23 protein-coding genes and 1 tRNA gene are annotated in these 20,243 nt (G+C 64.5%); 11 read left to right on the forward strand and 13 right to left on the reverse strand.

Going from position 1 to position 20,243, the window contains the following annotated elements; all coding sequences use genetic code 11:
• Positions 1-9: 9 nt before the first annotated feature.
• Together QCE49_RS14850 and QCE49_RS14855 are read right to left on the reverse strand one after the other, a co-directional pair.
• Entirely contained in the window at positions 10-414 is a 405-nt protein-coding gene (locus QCE49_RS14850; RefSeq protein WP_008345636.1) for a thioesterase family protein, read from the reverse strand.
• Between the two features lie 241 nt (positions 415-655).
• Positions 656-1,564: a LysR substrate-binding domain-containing protein gene (locus QCE49_RS14855; RefSeq protein ID WP_175982147.1), complete on the reverse strand. Its 909-nt coding sequence runs from the start codon at positions 1,562-1,564 to the stop codon at positions 656-658.
• Between the two features lie 102 nt (positions 1,565-1,666).
• Between QCE49_RS14855 and QCE49_RS14860 the strand changes: the two genes are divergently transcribed.
• Genes QCE49_RS14860 through QCE49_RS14875 form a run of 4 tightly spaced genes read left to right on the forward strand, consistent with a single transcriptional unit; the run spans position 1,667 to position 5,394 of the window.
• On the forward strand, positions 1,667-2,791 hold the full coding sequence (locus tag QCE49_RS14860) for an FAD-binding oxidoreductase (protein WP_250458441.1): 1,125 nt from the start codon (positions 1,667-1,669) through the stop codon (positions 2,789-2,791).
• Positions 2,792-2,793: 2 nt separating this feature from the next.
• Positions 2,794-3,096 carry a (2Fe-2S)-binding protein gene (locus QCE49_RS14865; protein ID WP_250458443.1) on the forward strand — a complete coding sequence of 101 codons (303 nt, stop codon included), beginning with the start codon at positions 2,794-2,796 and terminating at the stop codon, positions 3,094-3,096.
• A complete protein-coding gene (locus QCE49_RS14870) occupies positions 3,093-4,553 on the forward strand; it encodes an NAD(P)/FAD-dependent oxidoreductase (RefSeq protein WP_250458445.1) in 1,461 nt (486 codons plus the stop codon). Before QCE49_RS14865 ends, QCE49_RS14870 begins: the two co-directional genes overlap by 4 nt.
• 46 nt (positions 4,554-4,599) lie before the next feature.
• Positions 4,600-5,394 (forward strand): ABC transporter substrate-binding protein, encoded by a 795-nt coding sequence (locus QCE49_RS14875; protein ID WP_175982149.1) that lies wholly within the window; start codon positions 4,600-4,602, stop codon positions 5,392-5,394.
• A 180-nt stretch (positions 5,395-5,574) separates the two neighbouring features.
• Here the strand turns inward: QCE49_RS14875 and QCE49_RS14880 are convergent, their stop codons facing one another.
• Together QCE49_RS14880 and QCE49_RS14885 are read right to left on the reverse strand one after the other, a co-directional pair.
• On the reverse strand, positions 5,575-7,671 hold the full coding sequence (locus QCE49_RS14880) for a hypothetical protein (protein WP_409017313.1): 2,097 nt from the start codon (positions 7,669-7,671) through the stop codon (positions 5,575-5,577).
• Positions 7,672-7,949: 278 nt separating this feature from the next.
• Positions 7,950-9,326, reverse strand: coding sequence for a DEAD/DEAH box helicase (locus QCE49_RS14885; protein ID WP_175982151.1), 1,377 nt, complete (start codon positions 9,324-9,326; stop codon positions 7,950-7,952).
• A gap of 267 nt (positions 9,327-9,593) precedes the next feature.
• Between QCE49_RS14885 and QCE49_RS14890 the strand changes: the two genes are divergently transcribed.
• The gene (locus QCE49_RS14890; protein WP_250458449.1) at positions 9,594-11,093 is read left to right on the forward strand and encodes an argininosuccinate lyase; all 1,500 of its coding nucleotides are present in this window, start codon (positions 9,594-9,596) and stop codon (positions 11,091-11,093) included.
• Positions 11,094-11,139: 46 nt separating this feature from the next.
• On the opposite strand, the gene QCE49_RS14895 is transcribed toward QCE49_RS14890, so the two are convergent.
• The 5 genes from QCE49_RS14895 to QCE49_RS14915 form a co-directional block, all read right to left on the reverse strand.
• On the reverse strand, positions 11,140-12,357 hold the full coding sequence (locus QCE49_RS14895; RefSeq protein ID WP_008345652.1) for a diguanylate cyclase: 1,218 nt from the start codon (positions 12,355-12,357) through the stop codon (positions 11,140-11,142).
• Positions 12,358-12,461: 104 nt separating this feature from the next.
• A complete protein-coding gene (locus QCE49_RS14900; RefSeq protein WP_116567874.1) occupies positions 12,462-12,701 on the reverse strand; it encodes a DUF3072 domain-containing protein in 240 nt (79 codons plus the stop codon).
• An 81-nt stretch (positions 12,702-12,782) separates the two neighbouring features.
• A tRNA-Lys gene (locus QCE49_RS14905) sits at positions 12,783-12,855 on the reverse strand.
• 189 nt (positions 12,856-13,044) lie between these two features.
• Entirely contained in the window at positions 13,045-13,452 is a 408-nt protein-coding gene (locus tag QCE49_RS14910; RefSeq protein WP_008345656.1) for an Hsp20/alpha crystallin family protein, read from the reverse strand.
• Positions 13,453-13,480: 28 nt separating this feature from the next.
• Complete coding sequence (locus QCE49_RS14915) at positions 13,481-13,921, reverse strand: Hsp20/alpha crystallin family protein (RefSeq protein WP_008345658.1); 441 nt, start codon at positions 13,919-13,921, stop codon at positions 13,481-13,483.
• 245 nt (positions 13,922-14,166) lie between these two features.
• Here QCE49_RS14915 and QCE49_RS14920 point away from each other — a divergent pair, with 245 nt between their 5' ends.
• Complete coding sequence (locus tag QCE49_RS14920; protein ID WP_033535688.1) at positions 14,167-14,550, forward strand: hypothetical protein; 384 nt, start codon at positions 14,167-14,169, stop codon at positions 14,548-14,550.
• Between the two features lie 122 nt (positions 14,551-14,672).
• Here QCE49_RS14920 and QCE49_RS14925 read toward each other — a convergent pair whose 3' ends face one another.
• Positions 14,673-15,302, reverse strand: a complete 630-nt coding sequence (locus QCE49_RS14925) for an ABATE domain-containing protein (protein ID WP_250458450.1) — start codon at positions 15,300-15,302, stop codon at positions 14,673-14,675.
• Positions 15,303-15,446: 144 nt separating this feature from the next.
• On the opposite strand from QCE49_RS14925, the gene QCE49_RS14930 reads away from it, so the two are divergent.
• Positions 15,447-16,301 carry an alpha/beta fold hydrolase gene (locus QCE49_RS14930; protein ID WP_250458451.1) on the forward strand — a complete coding sequence of 285 codons (855 nt, stop codon included), beginning with the start codon at positions 15,447-15,449 and terminating at the stop codon, positions 16,299-16,301.
• A 41-nt stretch (positions 16,302-16,342) separates the two neighbouring features.
• On the opposite strand, the gene QCE49_RS14935 is transcribed toward QCE49_RS14930, so the two are convergent.
• Genes QCE49_RS14935 through QCE49_RS14945 form a run of 3 tightly spaced genes read right to left on the reverse strand, consistent with a single transcriptional unit; the run spans position 16,343 to position 18,059 of the window.
• Positions 16,343-16,591: a pentapeptide MXKDX repeat protein gene (locus tag QCE49_RS14935; protein WP_008345665.1), complete on the reverse strand. Its 249-nt coding sequence runs from the start codon at positions 16,589-16,591 to the stop codon at positions 16,343-16,345.
• Between the two features lie 47 nt (positions 16,592-16,638).
• Positions 16,639-17,415 carry a molybdopterin-dependent oxidoreductase gene (locus QCE49_RS14940; RefSeq protein ID WP_175982154.1) on the reverse strand — a complete coding sequence of 259 codons (777 nt, stop codon included), beginning with the start codon at positions 17,413-17,415 and terminating at the stop codon, positions 16,639-16,641.
• 14 nt (positions 17,416-17,429) lie between these two features.
• Positions 17,430-18,059 carry a cytochrome b/b6 domain-containing protein gene (locus tag QCE49_RS14945; RefSeq protein ID WP_250437879.1) on the reverse strand — a complete coding sequence of 210 codons (630 nt, stop codon included), beginning with the start codon at positions 18,057-18,059 and terminating at the stop codon, positions 17,430-17,432.
• 365 nt (positions 18,060-18,424) lie between these two features.
• Between QCE49_RS14945 and QCE49_RS14950 the strand changes: the two genes are divergently transcribed.
• The 4 genes from QCE49_RS14950 to QCE49_RS14965 all read left to right on the forward strand — a co-directional run bounded on the left by QCE49_RS14950 (position 18,425) and on the right by QCE49_RS14965 (position 20,215).
• A complete protein-coding gene (locus QCE49_RS14950) occupies positions 18,425-18,970 on the forward strand; it encodes a sigma-70 family RNA polymerase sigma factor (RefSeq protein ID WP_033535687.1) in 546 nt (181 codons plus the stop codon).
• Complete coding sequence (locus QCE49_RS14955) at positions 18,967-19,608, forward strand: DUF1109 domain-containing protein (protein WP_008345671.1); 642 nt, start codon at positions 18,967-18,969, stop codon at positions 19,606-19,608. The genes QCE49_RS14950 and QCE49_RS14955 overlap by 4 nt, the downstream gene beginning before the upstream one ends.
• Positions 19,609-19,721: 113 nt before the next feature.
• Positions 19,722-19,949 carry a hypothetical protein gene (locus QCE49_RS14960; RefSeq protein WP_008345673.1) on the forward strand — a complete coding sequence of 76 codons (228 nt, stop codon included), beginning with the start codon at positions 19,722-19,724 and terminating at the stop codon, positions 19,947-19,949.
• The gene (locus tag QCE49_RS14965) at positions 19,946-20,215 is read left to right on the forward strand and encodes a hypothetical protein (RefSeq protein WP_250458452.1); all 270 of its coding nucleotides are present in this window, start codon (positions 19,946-19,948) and stop codon (positions 20,213-20,215) included. The genes QCE49_RS14960 and QCE49_RS14965 overlap by 4 nt, the downstream gene beginning before the upstream one ends.
• The last annotated feature ends 28 nt before the right edge of the window (positions 20,216-20,243 follow it).

Raw genomic sequence — 20,243 nt, forward strand, 5'->3', positions numbered from 1 at the left:
GTGTTGGCGTTATTCGGCGCGGCGGCGTTTGGCGGCGCGTGCTTCGATCGCGGACCGCTCGACGATCGCCCGCGCGTGGCTCGCGGTGCCGATCGGCCCGCCCGCATCGGTGGCGACGATGTCGAACCAGTACAGCGCGCCGTCGATGTCGCGGAAGGTCGCGGTCGCGGATACTTCGGCGCCGAGCGGCGTCGGCGCGAGATGGTTGAGATGCGTCGTCACGCCAACGGACAGTTGCCCGTCACCGATGGCGTCGCGCAGCACATCGGCAGAAGCGCGCTCGATCAGCGACAGGAGCGCGGGCGTGGACAGCACGTCGGGGTAGCGCTCGTCCGCGTCGCGCGCGTGGGCGGATGCGAGATCCGCGGATGTGACGGTGTGGGTGAGCGTGGCGGCTCGGCCTCGTTCGATCATGTGCGGCTCCGGGTTGTGTAGCCGCCAATAAGGCAAGGTCCGGGCCATATGCGCCGAAGCCCCGTCGGGCGGGGCTTCGGGCGATTTTGCAAGACGTCGGAACGGCGGACCGTTAAGATTCTTGACGTTTCGATTCGCTACGGACGTCTTGGCGGCTGATGCGGCAGTCGCTGCACGGTGACGAGCGTGCGCTGGCCTCGACATCCATCACGGATGAAACCGGGGCGAGTTCCGCATGAAGTCAGACCTCAGCGACAACCCGTCCGAAGGCCTCCCGCACGGCGTCGCAAAACGCGTCGGCCACAACGGGAACGGGCCGGGAGGCATTCGTCACGATATAAAAATGATCGTGCACGGCAGGCGCGAAACGCTTCACCGCCACACGTTGCCGTGCGTAGGCCGCCGTCACCGGGTCGATGAGCGCGACTCCCGCTCGATTGGCGACCAGCGCCACGATCGCTTGCGATAACTGCGCCTCGATCACGAGATTGCGTGTCACGCCCGCTTCCACGAAGACGCGGTCGATCGCGGCGCGGGCGTCGAAGCTGTGCGGAAACGAAACGAAGGGCTCGCCGCGCAGGTCGTCGGGACTCAACGATGCACGGCGCGCCAGGCGATGCCCGCGCGGCACGATACATCGCATCACCGCGTTCGGAAGCCGCTCGCTCTTCACGGCCGGATGCGGGATAGCCTCGGCGGTCAGGCCCACGTCGCACTGGCCGGACGCAACCTTGTCGACCACCGTCGTCGCACTGTGCGCGAGCAGACTCACGTCGATGCCCGGATGCTGCTCGACGAAACGCGCGATCACCGCCGGCAGCAGATCGAGCGCGACGGCGGGCGACCCTGCCACGCGCAGCGAACCGCGTCGCATCGCGCGAATCTGGTGGGCCGCCTGCGTGATCCGGTCCAGTCCGACGAACGCGCGCTCCACTTCCTCGAACAGCACGCGCGCTTCGGCCGTGGGCGCAAGCCTCCCCTGCTGCCGTTCGAACAGCACGAAGCCGACGCGGCTTTCGAGATCGGCGATAAGACGGCTCACCGCGGGCTGCGAGATATGCAGCGACTCGGCGGCGCGCGTGACGGTGTGTCGAAGCATGACCGCGCGAAACGCTTCGATCTGCCGGATTTTGAGCTCGGACATTTCCATAACATTGAATTATAGATGACCGATCATTCGGCATTTGACGGGCGTTTTTTATCCGCCGAAAGTTGCGTCTCGATACATCAATGCAGGCACAAAGCGCAATTCATGCACGTCGATCTCGCCCATAACACATGCCGCCGGTTCGATATCGTGGTCGCGGGCGGCGGACTCGTCGGCATGGCGATCGCCTACGGGCTCGCGCGTGCGGGCCAGCGCGTTGCCGTGTGCGACGGAGCCGACTCCGCGCATCGCGCGGCGCGCGGCAATTTCGGCCTTGTCTGGGTGCAGGGCAAAGGCGGACGATGCCTGCCGTATGCGCAATGGTCGCGCGAGTCGTCGGAGCGCTGGAGCGCTTTCGCCGCGCAATTGAAGCGCGAAACGGGCATCGACGCCGGATTCGAACGGCCCGGCGGCATCGAGTTGTGCGAGACGGCCGAGCAGCTCGAAGCCGGCCGGCAGCTGCTCCAATCGATTCATGCGCAGGACGCATCGCTCGACTACGAAGTGCTCGACATCGACGCGCTCAAGGCGCGTGTGCCTTCGGCATCGGACGAACTTGCGGGCGCGCTCTATTCGCCGCACGATGGCCACGCGAGCCCGCTCTACACGCTGCGCGCCATGCAGCAGGCCTTTGCGTCGCACGGCGGCACGTATCTTCCGCATAGCGAGGTGCGCGAGATTCGCCCTCGCGCGGGCCGCTTCGAGATCGACACGACGCACGGCATGCTGCAAGCCGGACGCGTCGTGCTCGCCGCGGGTCTCGACAACAAGCGCCTCGCGCCGATGGTCGGCATGAACGCGCCGATCACGCCTCTGCGCGGTCAGATCATGGTGACCGAGCGGCTCGCGCCGTTTCTCGACTATCCGACGCTGGTCGTGCGGCAGACGCGCGAAGGCTCCGTGCTCCTCGGCGACTCCGCCGAGCAGGTCGGCTTCGACGACGGCCAGACACGCGCCGTCATGGCCGATATCGCCCGGCGCGCACGCACCGCGTTTCCGGCACTCGCGCATGCGCGCATCGTGCGGGCATGGGGCGCGTTGCGCATCATGACGCCGGACGGACTGCCGGTCTACGAGGAATCGGCGGCGCATCCCGGCGCGTTCCTCGCCATTTGTCATAGCGGCGTGACGCTCGCCGCCGCGCACGCCGACGTCATCGCACCGTGGATCGCGGGCGGCGCACGTCCCGCGATTCTTCATCCTTTCGTCGCCACGCGCTTTTCGAATTAGACATGCCCACGCACTTCGAATCCCTCGCCACGCTGTCGACGCCGCTGGTGTGCATCGACATCAACGGCGCGCATCGGCAGGTGCCGACGCATTACACGGTCGCGGCGGCGCTGCTGGAAAGCGGCACGCTGGCGTGCCGGAACACGCCGGTCAGCGGCGCACCGCGCGGACCGTTCTGCATGATGGGCGTGTGCTTCGACTGTCTGGTCGAAATCGACGGCGTGCCGAACGTGCAGGCGTGCATGACGCGCGTGCGCGAAGGCATGCGTGTGCGTCCGATGTCCGGCAAGGCGAGACTCGCATGACACGGCATCCGGCACAGTCGAAGTGCGATCTGCTGATCATCGGCGCCGGGCCTGCGGGCATGTCGGCGGCGATCGTCGCGCGCCGCGCGGGCCTCGATGTGATCGTCGCGGACGAAGGCGAAGCGCCCGGCGGACAGATCTATCGCAACGCGTCGCGGTCTCCGCTCGCGGATGCATCCGTGCTCGGCGACGACTATCTCGCGGGACGCGCGCTGATCGACGCTTTCGAGGCCAGCGGCGCGACCCATCTCGCGCGCTGCGTCGTATGGCAGATCGAGTCCGGAAACGGCCGCGCCGTCGCCATGCTCACGCGCCGCGCGCACGACGGCGAGCCCGGCGGCACGCTCGACGTTTCGGCGCGCGCGGTGCTCGTCGCGACCGGCGCGCAGGAGCGTCCGTGGCCCGTGCGGGGCTGGACCTTGCCGGGCGTGATGGGCGTCGGCGCGGCGCAGACGCTGCTGAAGTCGTCCGGATTGGCGCCCTCGCAAGACGCCGTGCTCGCCGGCTGCGGACCGCTCTTGTGGCTGTTCGCATCGCAATTGCTGAATGCGGGACGCCGTGTGCGGGCCATCATCGACACGACACCGCGCGATGCCTGGCGCGCCGCGCTGCCTCATGCGCTCCCCGCACTCGCCGGCGCCGACTATCTGCTCAAGGGTCTGCGCATGATGCGCGCGGTCAAGCGCGCGGGCATCCCGGTGCATCGCCGTGCTGGCGCTTTTTCGATCGAAGGCGAAGGACGGGCCGAACGCGTGCGTTTCGTCGATGAACAAGGCGCGTCCCGATCGATCGGCACGTCGCTCGTGCTGCTGCATCAGGGCGTGATTCCGTCGACGCAACTGTCGCGCGCGCTCGCTTGCGAGCACGAATGGGATGCGTCGTCGGCCTGCTGGCGGCCTCGCACCGATGCGCGCGGGCGCAGCAGCGTGAAGAACGTGTGGATCGCGGGCGATGGCGCGGGCATCGGCGGGGCGAAGGCCGCCGCGCACGCGGGCACGCTTGCGGCGCTCGATATCGCGCGCGAACTCGGCGCGCTCGATGCGCCAGCGCCCGATGCACGCAGCCGTCCTGCGCGGCTTGCGATGAAACGCCATCTCGCCGTGCGTCCGCTGCTCGATGCGCTCTACGCGCCGCCCGCCGCGCTGCGCCGTCCCGCCGACGACGTAATCGTGTGCCGGTGCGAGGAAGTCACCGCGGGCGAGATTCGCGCGATCGCGGCGAAGGGCTGCCAGGGACCCAATCAGATGAAGGCATTCTCACGCTGCGGCATGGGCCCGTGTCAGGGCCGATGGTGCGGCACGACGGTCGGCGAACTGATCGCGCAGGTGCAGGAGCGCGCGGTCGGCGATGTCGGTTACTACCGCATCCGCGCGCCGATCAAGCCGGTCACGGTCGATGAAATCGCCGAGTCCATCGCGCTCGACGACGACTTCGCACGCGGCGAATTTCCCAGTTGAATCCATCCACGACAGACGAAACGACACCCCACACACGGAGCCCCCAATGAAGACCACCCGCGCAAAGACGATGTTGACCGCCGCCGCGCTCGCACTGATGGCCGTCAGCACGATGGCATCGGCCAAGGAATGGAGCACGATCCGCGTCGGCGTCGACCCGACCTATCCGCCGTTCGAATCGGTCGCGAAGGACGGTCAGGTCGTGGGCTTCGACGTCGACCTCGGCAATGCACTGTGCGCGAAACTCAAGGCGAAGTGCGTCTGGGTGCAAAGCAGCTTCGACGGCCTGATCCCCGGCCTGCAGGCGCGCAAGTTCGACGTGATCCTGTCATCGATGGCAGCGAACGCGAAGCGCCGCGAGCAGATCGATTTCACGGACCGGCTGTACCGCAATCAGACACGCCTCATCGCCAAGGAGAGCGCGCATCTGCTGCCCGACGCGTCGAAGCTCGCGGGCAAGCGGGTGGCCGTCGAACAAGGCACGGTGCAGGAAACCTATGCGCGGGAAAAGTGGGCATCGTCCGGCGTCGAAGTGGTCGCGTATCCGAGCTACGACCAGGCGTATGCCGATCTGACGGCGGGCCGCGTCGATGCGGTGCTGATGGATGCCGTGCAGGGCAAGCTGGGTTTTCTGGCGACGCCCGCGGGCAAGGGTTTCGCATTCGCGGGCGATGTGGTCTATGACGCGAAGATCATGGGCGACGGCGACGCCGCCGGCGTGCGCAAATCGGATCCGGAACTGCGTGAGGCGTTGAATGGCGCCCTCGCCGAAATGCTGCGCGACGGAACCTATCGCAAGATCGAAGCACGGTACTTCGATTTCGACATGTACGGGAAGTAATGTCCGTAGCTTGGCGCGCACACAGGGTCGCTCGTGCGGGCGGCCTCGAACACACGCTATCCGGCCGCGGCGACGTCCTCGCCTAGTCGAAGCGGCGCGGCCAAAAACGTCCAGCAGTGCGCCGAAGAGGCGACTGTCCGTGGTCTTGCCGCGCCGTTGCTTGACGGCTTTCACGCCGCTTTATTTAGCGATGCCCACGCGTTCGCAGTCCGCGATCGCGCCGTTGCTGCCTTGCGTGTACTGCAGCGTGTAGCCGTTCTTGAGACCGCGATTGGACGCCAGCACGATCTGGCCGAGCGTGGTCGTCGTGGCCGCGCGCGTCGAACGTTGCTCGATGATCAGATCGGCGAGTTCGGGGTTCGCGCGCGCCGCGTCCGCATCGATGATGCGTCGCGCGTTCGACACGCTGCCGCGATACCAGCCGTAGAACGGGCGATACGCCGGACCCGCGTAATGGCTGTCGATGATCATGTACGGATCGAGACGCTTCAGCGCGGCCTCGACGTCGTCGTCGTTGAGGATGTACGCGAGATCGCCGCCCAGACGCGAACCCGGCTCGCCGATGTGCGCCGGATCGTAGCGCCAGCCGTCCGGCCCGTTGCGCAACTGCGACCACGTCTTGCCCGTCCACGTGACGACGTGCGACAACGCGATCGTCGACGTCGCCGTTTCGGGCACCGTCACGCCGTTGACCTTCTTCGGCGCCTGCGTGATATAGAGCAGATCGCCCGGCAACAGCAGCTTCGACGTCGCATCGAAATTGCCGTGGTTGATGTCGAGCAACACGCCCATTTGCTTGACGCCCGCCCATTTCGGTGTCGTCGTGGCGCCCGCGGGCGTCATGCACGCCTGCGTCGTGATGCCGGTTTCGACTTCGCGATTGTCCGTGGTCAAGCCCGCGAAGTTGTAGACCCACGCGGTGAAGTCGGAGCAGTCGACGCCGTGCCACTGAATCTGCGCCGGCTCGAGCGCGGCCGCGTTCGTTTCGCCCTTGCGCTGCACGACCTGCGAGCCGTCGACGCCGCTGCGCTGCGCCGTGCACGTCATGCCGTACTTCTGCGCCGGATCGGTCTTTCCGCCCGACGTGCTGCCCTTGGACGAGTTGCGATATTTCGGATCGGCGTCCGACGAATCGTCGAACGGCAGCCAGCCCGGAATATGGTGGTGGCAATAGTTGATGTTCTGATCGACCCAGTAATTCTCGACCGCGATCACCAGTTCACGCTGGAACGTGCCGATATCCGCGCACCCGGCGGGCGCCTGGATCGCGCCGTACTGGCCGGCGAGCGGCCCCCAGCTGCTCGGCGTCTTGAGCGTCGACCAGTTGGTCTTCGTCAGCTTGCCGGTGAGCTTCGCCTGCACGTCGTTTCGGCGGCCATCGAAGAGCGCGAGGTTATCGGTCAGAAGCGCGACGCGGTCGCCGCACGTGCTCGCGCTGCCCTTCGCGGTCTGCACCGCGCCTGGCATCACCGGCTCGATCTGTGCGACCGACGTGATGCCCGAGCGGTTGCGCGGATTCGACATGTACGTCGCCGCGCCCGTCGTGATCGAGCAGTTGCCGCCGCCCGGCGCGCTCACCGTGCCGTCTTCCGCGATGTTGCCCGCGCCCGCGTGACACGACGTCAGCGTGTCGCCGTTGGCCGCCTGCGCGACGATGTCCTGCGTGCTCGCCTCGATGCTGCTGCCGTCGGCCGTGCGGCTTTCGGACTCCGCGCCGAGGGCGAGCGCCATCTTCGCGCCGTCCGTGACCGTCGACGCCGTGCCGGCCGCGACGAGCGCCGGCATGGTTTGCTGCACGTCGATATCGCCGGCGAACGCGTTCACGCGCGCCATCGCCGCCGCGATATTGCCCGCGATAAGACCGCCCGCGGCGCGCGCATCGGCGACGATCGCGTTCGAATACGCGGAGACGACCATCTGCGAAGGCGCGCTCAGATAGACCGCGTCGAGTTCGCCGGTGAGCGTCGTCGCCGTGCCGTTCGCTTCTTCCTCGAAGCTGCCGCCCTTCACGCGCACGAGCAGCGGATAGCGCAGCGTGCCCGTCAGCTTGAACGTGCCGTCGCTGCCGGTCGTGGCGATGGCGGAAGCCTTGTCGGCGACGGTGCCGTCGGCGCCGATCTCGTGCACGGTCACCGATGCGTTCGCGACCGGGCCCATGTATACGCCGCCCGACGTCGACGGAGTCGATCCGCCGCACGCGGACAGACACAGGGAAAACGCCGCGCTCGCCGCGGCGGTGAAAAGAATGGGCTTCACGATGACCTTACCGATAAGGATGCGGGCGCGGCGATGAACCGCGCTTGATGTGTCCGATGCGGCTTTCGGGAAGCCGACCATCGACGTCATCAGCGTAAGGCAAGCGTCAGCACCGCGATACGGCGATCAGACTCGAAAACGGCCGGTTGTTCAGCGGATTCGAAAGGCTAAAGAAGAGCGGATCGTGGCCGCGCGGCGCATCCGTGACGTCACGCTCGACCGCCGTGCCATGACAGGGTCTCGCTGATTGCTCTCGGCCACTAGCGGTCGTTTATCGCCACGCTGAGGTTCAGACCGGATCAGGGTCGCCGTTTGCTTCGCCCATCAGCGGATTTACCAGCGGGCTTGCGCGACCCCGCCGCTGGCTTGCCGGCGGATTTGCCGCGTGGCTTCTGCACGCCGAAAGGATTGCTGCCAGGCGAGATCATGCCTTTGTCCGCGTCCGCAACGCGGGACGTCGCGGCCGGCGCGACTTTGGGCTTCTTCGGCTTTTTGGGTTTCTTGATGATCTGGCCCGTCGCGCTGGTTTGCGGCACGCGGTGTTCGGCCTCGAAACCCGGCTCTTCTTCACGCGGCAGCGTTTGCCGGATCAGCGCTTCGATCGCGGCCAGTTGCGGCGCTTCATCGGCACACACCAAGGACACCGCCACACCGCTGGCGCCCGCGCGTCCGGTACGGCCAATACGGTGCACATAGTCCTGCGCGACGATCGGCAGATCGACGTTGATCACCAGCGGCAAGTCATCGATATCCAGCCCGCGCGCGGCTACGTCGGTGGCGACCAGCATGCTCACTTCGCCCGTCTTGAAGCGCTCGAGCGCACGCAAGCGCGCGGGCTGCGGCTTGTCGCCGTGAATGGTGTCGACGGCGTATCCCGCTTCATCCAGCATCGCCGCCAGATAATCCACGCCATTGCGGGTTTTGACGAACACCAGCGCGTGTTCCCAGTTGTTCTCGGCCACGAGATGCATGAAGAGATCAGGCTTGTTTCTCTTGTCCACCGGCACGACCCACTGCCTGATCTTGCTGGCCGTCGCATTGGGCGGACTGACGCTGATATTGACCGGCCCGCGCAGAATGCCCGCCGCCATCGCGCGGATATCGTCGGTGAAGGTGGCGGAGAACAGCAGCGTCTGGCGCTCGGTCGGCAACGCCGCAAAGACAGCGTTGAGTTCGCGCGCAAAGCCGAGATCGAGCATGCGGTCGGCTTCGTCCAGCACGAGCGTCTGCACTTGATCGAACTGCACCGCGTTCTGCCGATTGAGATCCAGCAAACGGCCCGGCGTGGCGACGAGCACATCGACGCCCTTGCGCAACTTCATCATCTGCGGATTGATGCTCACACCGCCGTAGGCGGCCAGATATCGCAAGTCGAGGCCTTTGCCGTATTCGATGAAGCTCTGCAGCACCTGTTCTGCCAGCTCACGCGTAGGCACCAGCACCAGAACGCGCGCCCGGTTGCTGGACACCGGCGGACCGTGCTGCACCAGCCGTTGCAACAGCGGCAGCGCAAAGCCCGCCGTCTTGCCAGTGCCGGTCTGCGCCGCAGCCATGACGTCCTTGCCGCCGAGCACGGCAGGAATCGCCTTCGCCTGCACCGGCGTAGGTGTCCGATATTCGAGGTCCTGCAGATTACGTAATAACGGACCGATCAGGCCAAGCGAGGCGAAGGACATGCACGTATTCCGGGCTAAAACCGCAATTTTAGCTTTACGAAGCGCGCATCGGCGGCGCGCGCCATCGAAAGCGGCGCGAAAGCTCGGGTTCCAGATTCGCATCGATGAACCCGCCGCGCTTGCGAGATCGAGGAGACACCGCGATGACCCGCTTCATCGATTGCGATGATGGATGAAAAGGCCCGCGTTTAGAATGCGCTCTTCGCTATCGGCGCAACGGCTATTCGAACAAACGCTGTCACTGCAGCGACAAGGACAATCGAGACCATGCTCAGAAAGAAGGTAATTCCGCTCGCTTTCGCGATTCTTCTCCATGCGTTGCCCGCGAGCGCCCAGCAGACGACGAACCGCGACGAGTTTTACTGGCTCGGCGAAATCAACAAGGCTACCGCGGTCATCAATGGTCAGGAAGGGTTGCTGGACAAGGCGTTGGTGCCCGGCATCGCGGCAGGCCTCGCCAAAGTGATTCACGACGGCAATCAACCCGGCGGCAAGCGCCCTTCCACCGTCATCACATTCGAGCCGCTGCTGATTCAAGCCGCAGGAATGGATGTGACGCTGCTGCACGCCGGGCGCTCCAGCCAGGACATGCATGCCACGTATCGCGCCGCCATCTTGCGCGACGATATGCTGCGCCTCGCCGAACAGTTGAACAAGACATCCGCGACGCTCGTGACGCTGGCGCAAAAGCACGAGCGCACCATCGTGCCGAATTACACCAATGGCGTCGCCGCCCAGCCGAACAGCTACGGGCATTATCTGCTCGGTTACGCTGCCGCCCTCGATCGCGACGCGCAGCGCATCCGCGAAGCGTACGCACGCATCGATCTGTGCCCGATGGGAACCACGGTGCTGAACGGCACGAGCTGGCCGCTGGACCGCGTTCGCATGGCGCAATATCTGGGCTTCGCCGACATCGTCGACAACGCCTACGACGCGCATCAGATCGCCGCGGTCGATCATCCGGTAGAAGTCGGCTCGATCGTGACGAGCATCGCGCTTCATGCGGGCAGTTTCATCGAGGACGTCATGACGCAATATGCGCAGCCGCGTCCGTGGATTCTGCTTCAGGAAGGCGGCAACAACACCTACGTTTCCAGCGCGATGCCTCAGAAGCGCAATCCGGGCCTGCTGAATTCGACACGCGCGGATGCATCGACTGCCATCACGCTCGCGATGGGACCGGTCATTCGCGCACACAATCTGCCGCCCGGCATGCCGGACGCGAAGGAAGTCAGGGACAACAAGGAAATGGTGAACAGCGCTATCACCGTCCTGCGCAAATGGGACGACATTCTCAAGGCTTTGGTGATCGATCAGGGCCGGGCGCTGGAGGAACTGAACAGCGACTGGACCGCATCGCAGGAAGTCGCCGACGTGCTGATGCGCAAATACAAGCTGCCTTTCCGATTGGGCCACCACTTCGCGTCGGAGGTCGTGGAATACGCGCGAGCGAACGATATCAAGCCCAGCGATTTCCCCTACGATCAGGCGCAGCGCATCTACGCCGAAACGACCAAAGGCTACGGCAACGGCGTGCTGCCGATGAGCGAAGAGGAATTTCGTTCGACGCTGAATCCGGCGGCTATCGTCGATAACCGGCGTACCGTCGGCGGGCCTCAACCGGCCGAGATGGAACGCATGCTGACTGCGGCAAGAGCGAAGATCGCGCAGCAGGACGCATGGGTGGCCGAGAAGCGCAAGACGATCGATTCATCGTTGGCCGGACTCGATCGTGACTTCGACAAGCTCTTGAGCAGCCGGTGATCGTCCGGGTGTTGCGACGGGCTGCTCGACCCAGGCGAATGAACGCTCAGAGCGCCGTCAGACGGCGGTCCGGCGCATCGTCGAGATTCGCGCGGGCCGTCGCGGCTCGCGCGATTTCAAGCCGGTTGCCGCCGCGCGATTTTGCGCTGTAGAGCGCGCGATCCGCGGCAGCGAGCACTTTTTCCAGCGTGTCTTCATCGGTGCCGATGCGCGCCATGCCGATACTCACCGTCGCCTCGATCTCCACGCCGCCCGCCGTGCGCGTGACGGTCTGCGCGAAGCGGCGAACGACGGCTTCGGCCAGGTCTTTCGCGCGGGCGCTTTCGTGCCCCGGCAACAGCGCGGCAAACTCTTCGCCGCCGATGCGCGCCAGGATCACATCGCGTCCGAGCACGCTGCGTAGAATCTTCGCGAACGACTTCAGTACGTCATCGCCGGCTTCGTGGCCGAAGCGGTCATTGATCGCCTTGAAGCGGTCGAGGTCGAGCGCGAGACACGACGCCGGCGGAAAGGCGTCGCTTTCGCGGATGACGCGTGCGCCTTCTTCGAAGAACCATCGGCGGTTGCCGAGACCCGTGAGGTAATCGGTCTGCGATTCGCGTCGCAGATCGGCGTGGGCTTCGTCGCGCGCCAGGCGCAGGAGCGTCATCGGCAGAACGACGGAATAGAGCACGCCTTCATACATCGTCGCCTGACCGGCGATCGCCAGCAACTGCGGTCCGAACGACGCCGCCAGCCACGGCAGAATCGCGGCCCTGAATGCGTAGAAGAGCGCGTGGCCGCCCGTGACGGCCACGGCGATGTTGCGCGACTGCTTCCATTTCGAATCCCGCGTGCCGAGGAGTTCGCGCGCAGTCAGACCGCACACCACGGCAATGGGAATGGCGCTGATGTACGCCCACATGACCGCTTCGCCGCGCTTGCCCGCGATGGCCCAGGCGAGCGCGAGCATCGACAGGATGCCGACGGCGAACCGGCCGTAGCGGCGTCCGTTCAGGAGCGCGACGCCTTGCAGATTGAGCAGATACCCGCCGACGATGATGAGATTCGACACCGCGGCCCCCACGACGCCGGGGAGGCCGGGCACGCCGTGCCGCATCGACGCGGCGGCGCAGCCGAGCGCGAGCGTCGCATAACCGGCCGCGAGCACGCCGAGTTCGCGCCTGCGCCGCGGATACGACCGGCGCTCCCAGAGCGTCAGCGCGCTGCTGGCGAGGAGCGTTCCTATCGCTAACAGGTAAAGGGTGATGAGGTCGACACGCATGCGCTCGTTAAGCCTTCTTCCGGCCGAAGACGATCTGACATGACTCGTTTACGGCGGCAGAATCGGAAAATTTAGGCACGCGTGCCGGATTCGGACGCGTGCCGTCAGCCTGATTTACCGCGCCCCGTCTTTTGCTGAAGTTCGTCGATGCGGCGGGACGCGTCGGCTTTCGTCAGGGTTTCGTCGAAAGGTTCCTTGGCTTCTTCGCAGAGCGTTTTGAGGTAAGACGCCTGCGCGCCGGTCATCGGCTCATCGCCTGTGGTCCAGTCGGCGGGGTCTTTTTCCGCGTTCGACGTCGGGTGCGATTTGGGGTTGTCATGCGGATCGGCGGATTTCTGGGTCATGCTGGGATCTCCTTGCAATGCCCCTTGCTGCGCAAAGAATGTGCCCTGCCTGGGCGAAAGCCCCGACGTGTGATGCCGATATGGGCCGTACTGGATTCGAACCAGTGACCAACGGATTAAAAGTCCGCTGCTCTACCAACTGAGCTAACGGCCCGGCTCGCCCGATCTCCGCCCGCCACAAAGGCGCTTCTTGGGTGCCTGCCCTGGCCGATGGCCGGCAATCGCGTGTATGTCCGCGCGAGCGCTCCTTGATGACGGTGCGCATCCGGGTCTGCGCAGTCGGAGGGTGGCGGCAGACGGCCGCCACCCACGTTCTCCTGTCGTTGCTGCCCGCCCGCCGGCCTCAGTTCGTACGCACTTCGATTCGGCGCGGCCGGGCTTCGTCGCGGCGCGGTATCGTCAGCTTCAGCACGCCGTTCTTCAGGTTCGCATCGATTTTCGATGCGTCGAAGTCAGCCCCCAGCGAGAACGCCCGCGCGAAATGAGGCTGGCGGATCTCCGCATGCTGCAGGCGCAGTCCTGCCGGCGTGGGCACCACCGCCTCGGCCTCGATGTACAGGTTGCCGTCGTGGACCTTCACATCGAGCCGGTCCTTCGTCACGCCGGGCAGATCCGCCCACAGAGTGACGCCCTGGCTATCCTCGAAGACGTCGACGGGCGGCGCCAGCGTGATCCGGCGTGGCGACTGCTCGTCGTCGCGCCGAGCCACCGTCGTGTCGTCTTTCCTGGCAAGTTTGGTCGTGTCGTTCATGATGTCCTCCTACGTTCTGCGACGCGTTTCATTGAACCGTGATGGCGCGCGGCTTCGACGTCTCCCGCTTGCCGATGCTCACGGTCAGGCAGCCATTGGTGTACTGCGCAGTGACCTTGTCCGGGTCCGCGTGCTGCGGCAGTTCGATGACGCGCCGGAAAGCGCCGACGAACCGCTCCTGCGCATAGGTACGCGTGTCGTCGCCGGCTTCCGGCTGTGCGCTCCCGCGCTCGCCGCTGATGGTCAGCAGCCCCTTGTCGATCGATACATCGAGGCTGGCCGGATCGACACCCGGCGCGAACGCGACGATCTCGATCGAGTCGTCGGTCGAACCGATGTTGACCTGCGGGAAGGCGCCCGAGCGCCCGGAACGGATGCTGGAGGGGAAACCGCCGAAGAGGCTCGCCATCTGCTGTTGCAGACGGTCGAACTCGCTGAAAAGGTCGGTCCCGAAGTAGAGATCGCTCATGGTCATTTCCTCCTTGAAACCAGCAGGAAGACGAACCGGCCTACGCGCTCCAGTTCGTCTGCCATGCTGCGGGCAAACAAATCGAAACACGCAGCGCGCCGGACTGCTGGCGCGACTGCCTGAGCGGAATTCAAGATAGGATCCCGAGCGGAAATTTCAAGGGGATTTTTGCGACTTTCCGCTCTTGAATTGGAATGCCCGCACCCTATCTTCACGACGCTCCCGACGGACCATGCGAGGACATCATGGAATTCGAATACGATTGGCTGACCCTGGGCCGGCACCGAATCCGGCTGCGCTCGACAAGGGGTTTTCCGACCGAGACGATGCGTACGGCGGTCGAGGTCATCCGGCTGGCTATCGACAGCAACATGAGCGCGCGTGCGCGGCTCGTTGAAGTCGTCTTCCAGCAGGAATCTGCTTACGAGATTGCCGTCGGCACCACGTTCGCCGACGACCGGTTATGTGCGCCGCAACTGGAGGTGGCGATCGCGACGGTCCTCGGCCTGCAGCCCACGAAGATCAATATTTCCGTGACGGTGGTCACGCAGGAAGAGGTCGATCTGCACTTCGGAGTCTACGAGAGAATGCTGGCCGAAAAGCTCGGCGTGGTGCCGCCGATCCAGTGAACCGTCGCACGCGACACCAGAGCTCCAGACCTGCGGCGAACAATGAGTGCGCGACCTTGTCCCGGCGTCCGGTAACCTTGAGCAGGGGCCGGACCTTCGATCTCGCGTCACGCCATTAGAACTCAACCGCCCTTTCCTTCCCTGAGCCGCGCGCGATGCGCGGCGACTTTCGCGCGGTTCCCGCAACTGGCCATGCTGCACCAGCGGCGAGCGTGACCGCGCGTGTGATCGGCGAATAGCAGCGTGCATGTCGGACCTTCGCACGCTTTGACGTAGGTGAAATCCTCTTCGCAGACGAGTTTCGCGAGCGCCTCGACAATCGGCATCAGCAGCGACTCGGCCGTCGGATAGCGGCGCTGCATCGCGAATGCAAGCCCGCTCGAAGCGCTCGCATCCGCGACGATCGCGCCGTGTTGTTCATCGCGCATCAGCACGGTGTTCAGCGCTTCCAGTTCGCGCAGGTCTTTAGCCGCAAGCGGCCGCCCCTTGTTCTTCTGCACGAACGATCTGAACCATTCGCGCAAGCCGCGCGCCTTCGCCGCAACGTCGTCGAGTTCGGCGGGTGCGATTTGCGAACGCATGTGCGCAAGCACGTCGGCGGGCACGAGGCTCGCCTGTTCGAGCCATGACAAAAAGCCTTCGCCGTCGGCGAGCCAGTCGACGGGTTCATCGACCGGCGTGGCAACCGAGTTGAGAAAGTCGAGGCCGGGCGCGTCAGCCACGAAGAATGCGGGAAGTGAGCGGTATTCCATTTCTTCGGTCCAGCGGTGTTTCTACGATGACTTCATCGTAACCGCTAAAAACGCACTTGACAAGTTACACAGTCGATAAGTAACCTTCATCGCAGACGTTTAACGGTTACACGAACGAACGCCCTCACTCGCGGAGAAACAACCATGTCCACCATTGCTCATCGCCATATCGACGTCGACGGTTTCAACGTGTTCTATCGCGAAGCCGGTCCGGCAGACGCGCCGAAGCTGCTCTTGCTGCATGGCTTTCCCAGTTCCAGCCACATGTTTCGCGACCTGATTCCGCTCCTGGCCGACCGCTTTCATATCGTCGCGCCCGATCTTCCCGGTTTCGGCCTCTCCGACATGCCGAGCCGCGACAGCTTCGCATACACGTTCGATAACATCGCCGGCGTGATCGGCCGCTTCACGGAACGGGTCGGCTTCGATCGCTATGCGGTCTACGTCTTCGATTACGGTGCGCCGACCGGTTTCCGCCTCGCGCTGAAGCATCCGGAACGCATCGCGGCGATCGTTTCGCAGAACGGCAATGCCTATGAGGAAGGACTGAGCGACGGCTGGAGTCCGATCCGCGCGTATTGGCAGACGCCGACGCAGACGAATCGCGATGCGTTGCGCGCGATGCTCACGAAGGACACGACGAAGTGGCAATACACGCACGGCGTGCCCGATGCGTCGGCGGTTTCGCCCGATGGTTACTCGCTCGACGACTACTACCTGAACCGTCCCGGCGCGCACGAAGTGCAGCTCGATCTGTTCGCCGACTATCGCAACAACGTCGCGCTTTATCCGGCGTTTCAGGCGTATTTCCGCGAGCATCGGCCGAAGTTTCTCGCCGTGTGGGGCAAGAACGATCCGTTCTTCCTGCCGCCGGGCGCGGAAGCATTCAAGCGCGACATCCCGAACGCGGACGTGCGCTTCTTCGATACGGGCCACTTCGCGCTCGAAACGCACGCGGCGCAGATCGCGGCGGCGATCAAGGAATTCCTCGCCGATTAATCACGGGTAAGCAAGGCCGGGCGCGCACCCGGCCTTCGCTTTTACTGCGACATCGCGCCCGAAGCCGGATGGTCCATGCCCATCGCGTTGTTCTTCTTCATCTTGTCGCTCTTCTTCATCGAGTCGTGCGACATCGCGTCCTTGCTCATCGAGTCGTGAGACATGCTGTTTTTGCTCATGGCATCGTGAGACATGGCGTCGTTGGACATCGCGCCGCTCGCCTGCGCGAACGCGGACGAAGCGCCGAGCGCCATCATGGTTGCAAACACTGCGGTCATCAGTCGCTTCATGGTGCATCTCCTTCGTGGGTTGAAAAGCAAAAAATGCGGTGCGGCGATCAGGAACCGCCGAACCAGTTGTAGCCCTGGTCGACCCAGTAGCCGCCCGGATACGTATTGGTGACGAACATCTCGACGATGTGCTTCGGGTTCTTGTAGCCGAGCTTGGTCGGCATGCGCAGCTTCATCGGATAACCGTATTTCGCGGGCAGACGCTCGCCGTCGTATTCGAACGTGAGCAAGGTCTGCGGATGCAGCGCGGTCGGCATGTCGATGCTTTCGTAGTAGTCGTCCGCGCAGCGAAAGCCGACGTATTTCGCGGTCGTGTCCGCGCCCACGCGACGCAGAAACTCGGAGAACGGCGTGCCGCCCCATCGCCCTATCGCGCTCCAGCCTTCGACGCAGATGTGCCGCGTGATCTGCTCCGCGTGAGGCAGCGCATACAGCTCGGGCAAGGTCCACACACGCTTGCCCGTGACGAGGCCGCTCACCTTCAGCCGATAGTCGCCGCCATCGACATGCGGCACGTCGTCGATGCCGTAATACGCGTTGAACGGAAACGGTCGCGTGAGCTGCGCTTCGGTATAAGTGGGCGCGAGACGCTTCGGGTCGAAGAGCAGCGCCTGCGCGCGATCGTTCAGGCGCGAGACGGCGGTCAGGAACGTGTTGACCGAGTCTTCATCGGTGATGGAGCAGCCGGTCAACAGCGACAGGCCGCCGAGCGTCAGCATGCGCTTGCCGAAGAGACGCCGCGAAGGCATGTCGAGTTCGCGGCGCGCGTCCGCGAGTATCGAGGCGCGGTCGAGCTTCATGATCTTTCTGTCGTTCGTGTTCATCGCGAGTCTCCCGATCAGCGGCCGCGCAGCATGGTGAGCAGCGAACGCGGCACGAGCGCGACCATCGCGACATGCACGACCACGAACGCAGCCATCAACGCCATCGCGCAGAAATGCACGACGCGTGCGCGGTCATAGCCGCCCATCATTTCGCGCAGCAAGGGAAACTGCACCGACTTCCAGATCGCGAGACCGGACAGAACGAGCAGGATCAGATCGATCACGACGAAGAGATAAGCGAGCTTCTGCACCGCGTTGTATTGACGAAGGTCCGCGTGCGAAAGCTTGCCGGTGAGCGCCGCGATCAGATCGTGCAGGACGGCGCGCGGCGAGAGCGGAAAGAACTTTGCAAGAAAGCGGCCGCTCGCGAGATTGAGCGCGAGATACACGATGCCGTTGAAGACCAGCAGCCACATCGCGGCGAAATGCCATTGCAACGCCCCGCCGAGCCATCCGCCGAGCGTGATCGACGTCGGAATGACGATGCCTGGAAACACCGGCGAAGCGTCGTAGATGCGCCAGCCCGAAAGCATCAAGATCAGCGCGGCGAACGCGTTGAGCCAATGCGTGATGCGCAGCCAGAGCGGATGAATGGGCGGAATGCGTTGCGCGGTTTCGCGCGTCTGCGTGAGTGTCGTTTGCATGTCGGTCCCCGTGATGAAGCGTCGGATACGGGTGAATTCGTCGCGAGTCCGCGTTCGGTTACAGACGGGTTTTTCTTTTTCTGTTTCCCGTCGTGTAACCAATCGGCACGCAAAGACGAACTAGCTCACAAGACATGCAAGGAGTTCGTCATGCGGATACGCACGGCTTTCAACACGCTTGCGCAATGAAAAAGATGGACCGCGACGGCGCGTTTTCGACCCTCGTGAGCGCTATTGCGGCGCATCACGGCTTCGTCTATTCTGAAGCGCCCGATCTGACACACGACGCGTCCGCGCCCCGTACGCGCACGTCAGGCGTCGTGTATGAATCGCCGTCCGGCCGTCTCGCCAATACGGGAACCATCTTGCAAGAAGCGGAAAACCGCCTGAGAGTGCTTTTCATCGCCGGACTCGATGGCGACCCGAACGCATACCGCGATTTTCTGCAGGCGCTTACGCGGCACTTGCGCGGCTATCTGCGCAGACGCATTCCGCAGCATCGCGACGATGTCGAAGATCTCGTCCAGGACATTCTGCTCGCCGTGCATAATGCGCGTCACACCTATCGCACCGACGAACCGCTGACCGCGTGGCTGCACGCAATCGCGCGCTACAAGCTGATGGACTATTTCCGCTCGCGCGCACGCCGCGAATCCCTGAACGATCCCATCGACGACTATGCCGACTTGCTCGCCGTCTCCGACGACGAACCCGCGCAAGCGCGGCGCGACATAGGCAAATTGCTGGAGGACTTACCGGACAAGCAGCGCCTGCCGATCGTGCATATGAAACTCGAAGGCTTGTCGGTGATGGAAACCGCGCGCATCACGGGGCTGTCGGAATCGGCGGTCAAGGTCGGCGTGCATCGTGGGCTCAAGGCGCTCGCCGCACGGCTTCGGGGGTTGCGATGAAAACCGACGACCTCATCGGGCTGCTCTCGAATCAGGTGACGCGCATCGACCGCGGCGCGGTGGCGCGGCGCTTCGCCAGGGCGCTGCTGCTGGGCGCGCTCGGCTCGGTGATCCTGATGGCCATCGTCTACGGCGTGCGGCCGGATCTCGCGAGCATCGCGCGCACGCCGGTGTTCTGGGCCAAGATGGCGTATCCGTTCGTGGTGGCGATCGGCGCGTTCATCGCCGTGACGCGGCTCGGGCGTCCGGGCGTTCGTGCGGGTTATGCGTGGGCGCTCGTCGGCGTGCCGTTCGTCGCGGTGTGGCTCGCGGGCTGGCTGGTGCTCGAGGGCGCCGCGCCGGCCGAACGTCTGCCCATCGTGCTCGGCCAGTCGTGGCGTACGTGTCCGTTCAACATTCTGCTGCTGTCGGTCCCGACTTTTCCCGCCGTGTTCTGGGCGATGAAGAGTCTCGCGCCCACACGCCTTCGCCTCGTGGGCGCGGTCGCCGGTCTGCTCGCGAGCGCGATCGCCACCGTCGCCTATTGCCTGCATTGCCCGGAGATGAGCCCGGCGTTCTGGAGCGTGTGGTACGCAATCGGCATGATGCTGCCCGCGGGCATCGGCGCTTGGCTCGGGCCCAGGCTGCTGCGCTGGTGATCGGCGTCGTGAGGCGCGAGCGTACCGAAGCCGATCCTGCCAGGCCCGATCAATGCTGATGTAAGGAAGCGCGACGTCGCCGCGTCCGATCAGATGTCAGCCGGAGCAACGCCATGGGCCCCACTTCCCTTACTTTCGACATCGATCCCACCCCGCGCCGGGCAGACGGCGAGTTCATGGCCCACGCGCGAATCACCATGCCCGCGGAAAACGGAAGCGAGGGCCAGATCTTCATGAGCGGCGATCTTGCCGGATTCGACACGCGCGAAGACGCGATCGCGTACGCAAGGATCTGGGCCCGCGACTGGATCGACGCTTTCGTGCGGCTCAATACGCGATGACGCGTCGGCACGATCCCATCCCTGATATCGACCACCGAGACGAAAGCATGAACCAGCCGGAAAACAACGCAGCCAATGCAGAGGACGAGCGCGAAAAAGACCGCGCGGCTCGCGAAGCGCTGGACCGCGGCGACAAGGAAAAAATCGACAAAAAGCTCGATGAACTGGACGTATCGAGAACCGAGTCCGGAAAAGACCAGTCGTCGAAACCGGACACGGAAGGATCGAATTCCTCGAGCAAGAACCTCGACGAGCAAAGCGACTAGCCGGGCTCCGCCGTCCCGCCCGAATCGA

It is taken from the genome of Caballeronia sp. LZ008, assembly GCF_031451435.1.
Classification (GTDB): domain Bacteria; phylum Pseudomonadota; class Gammaproteobacteria; order Burkholderiales; family Burkholderiaceae; genus Caballeronia; species Caballeronia zhejiangensis.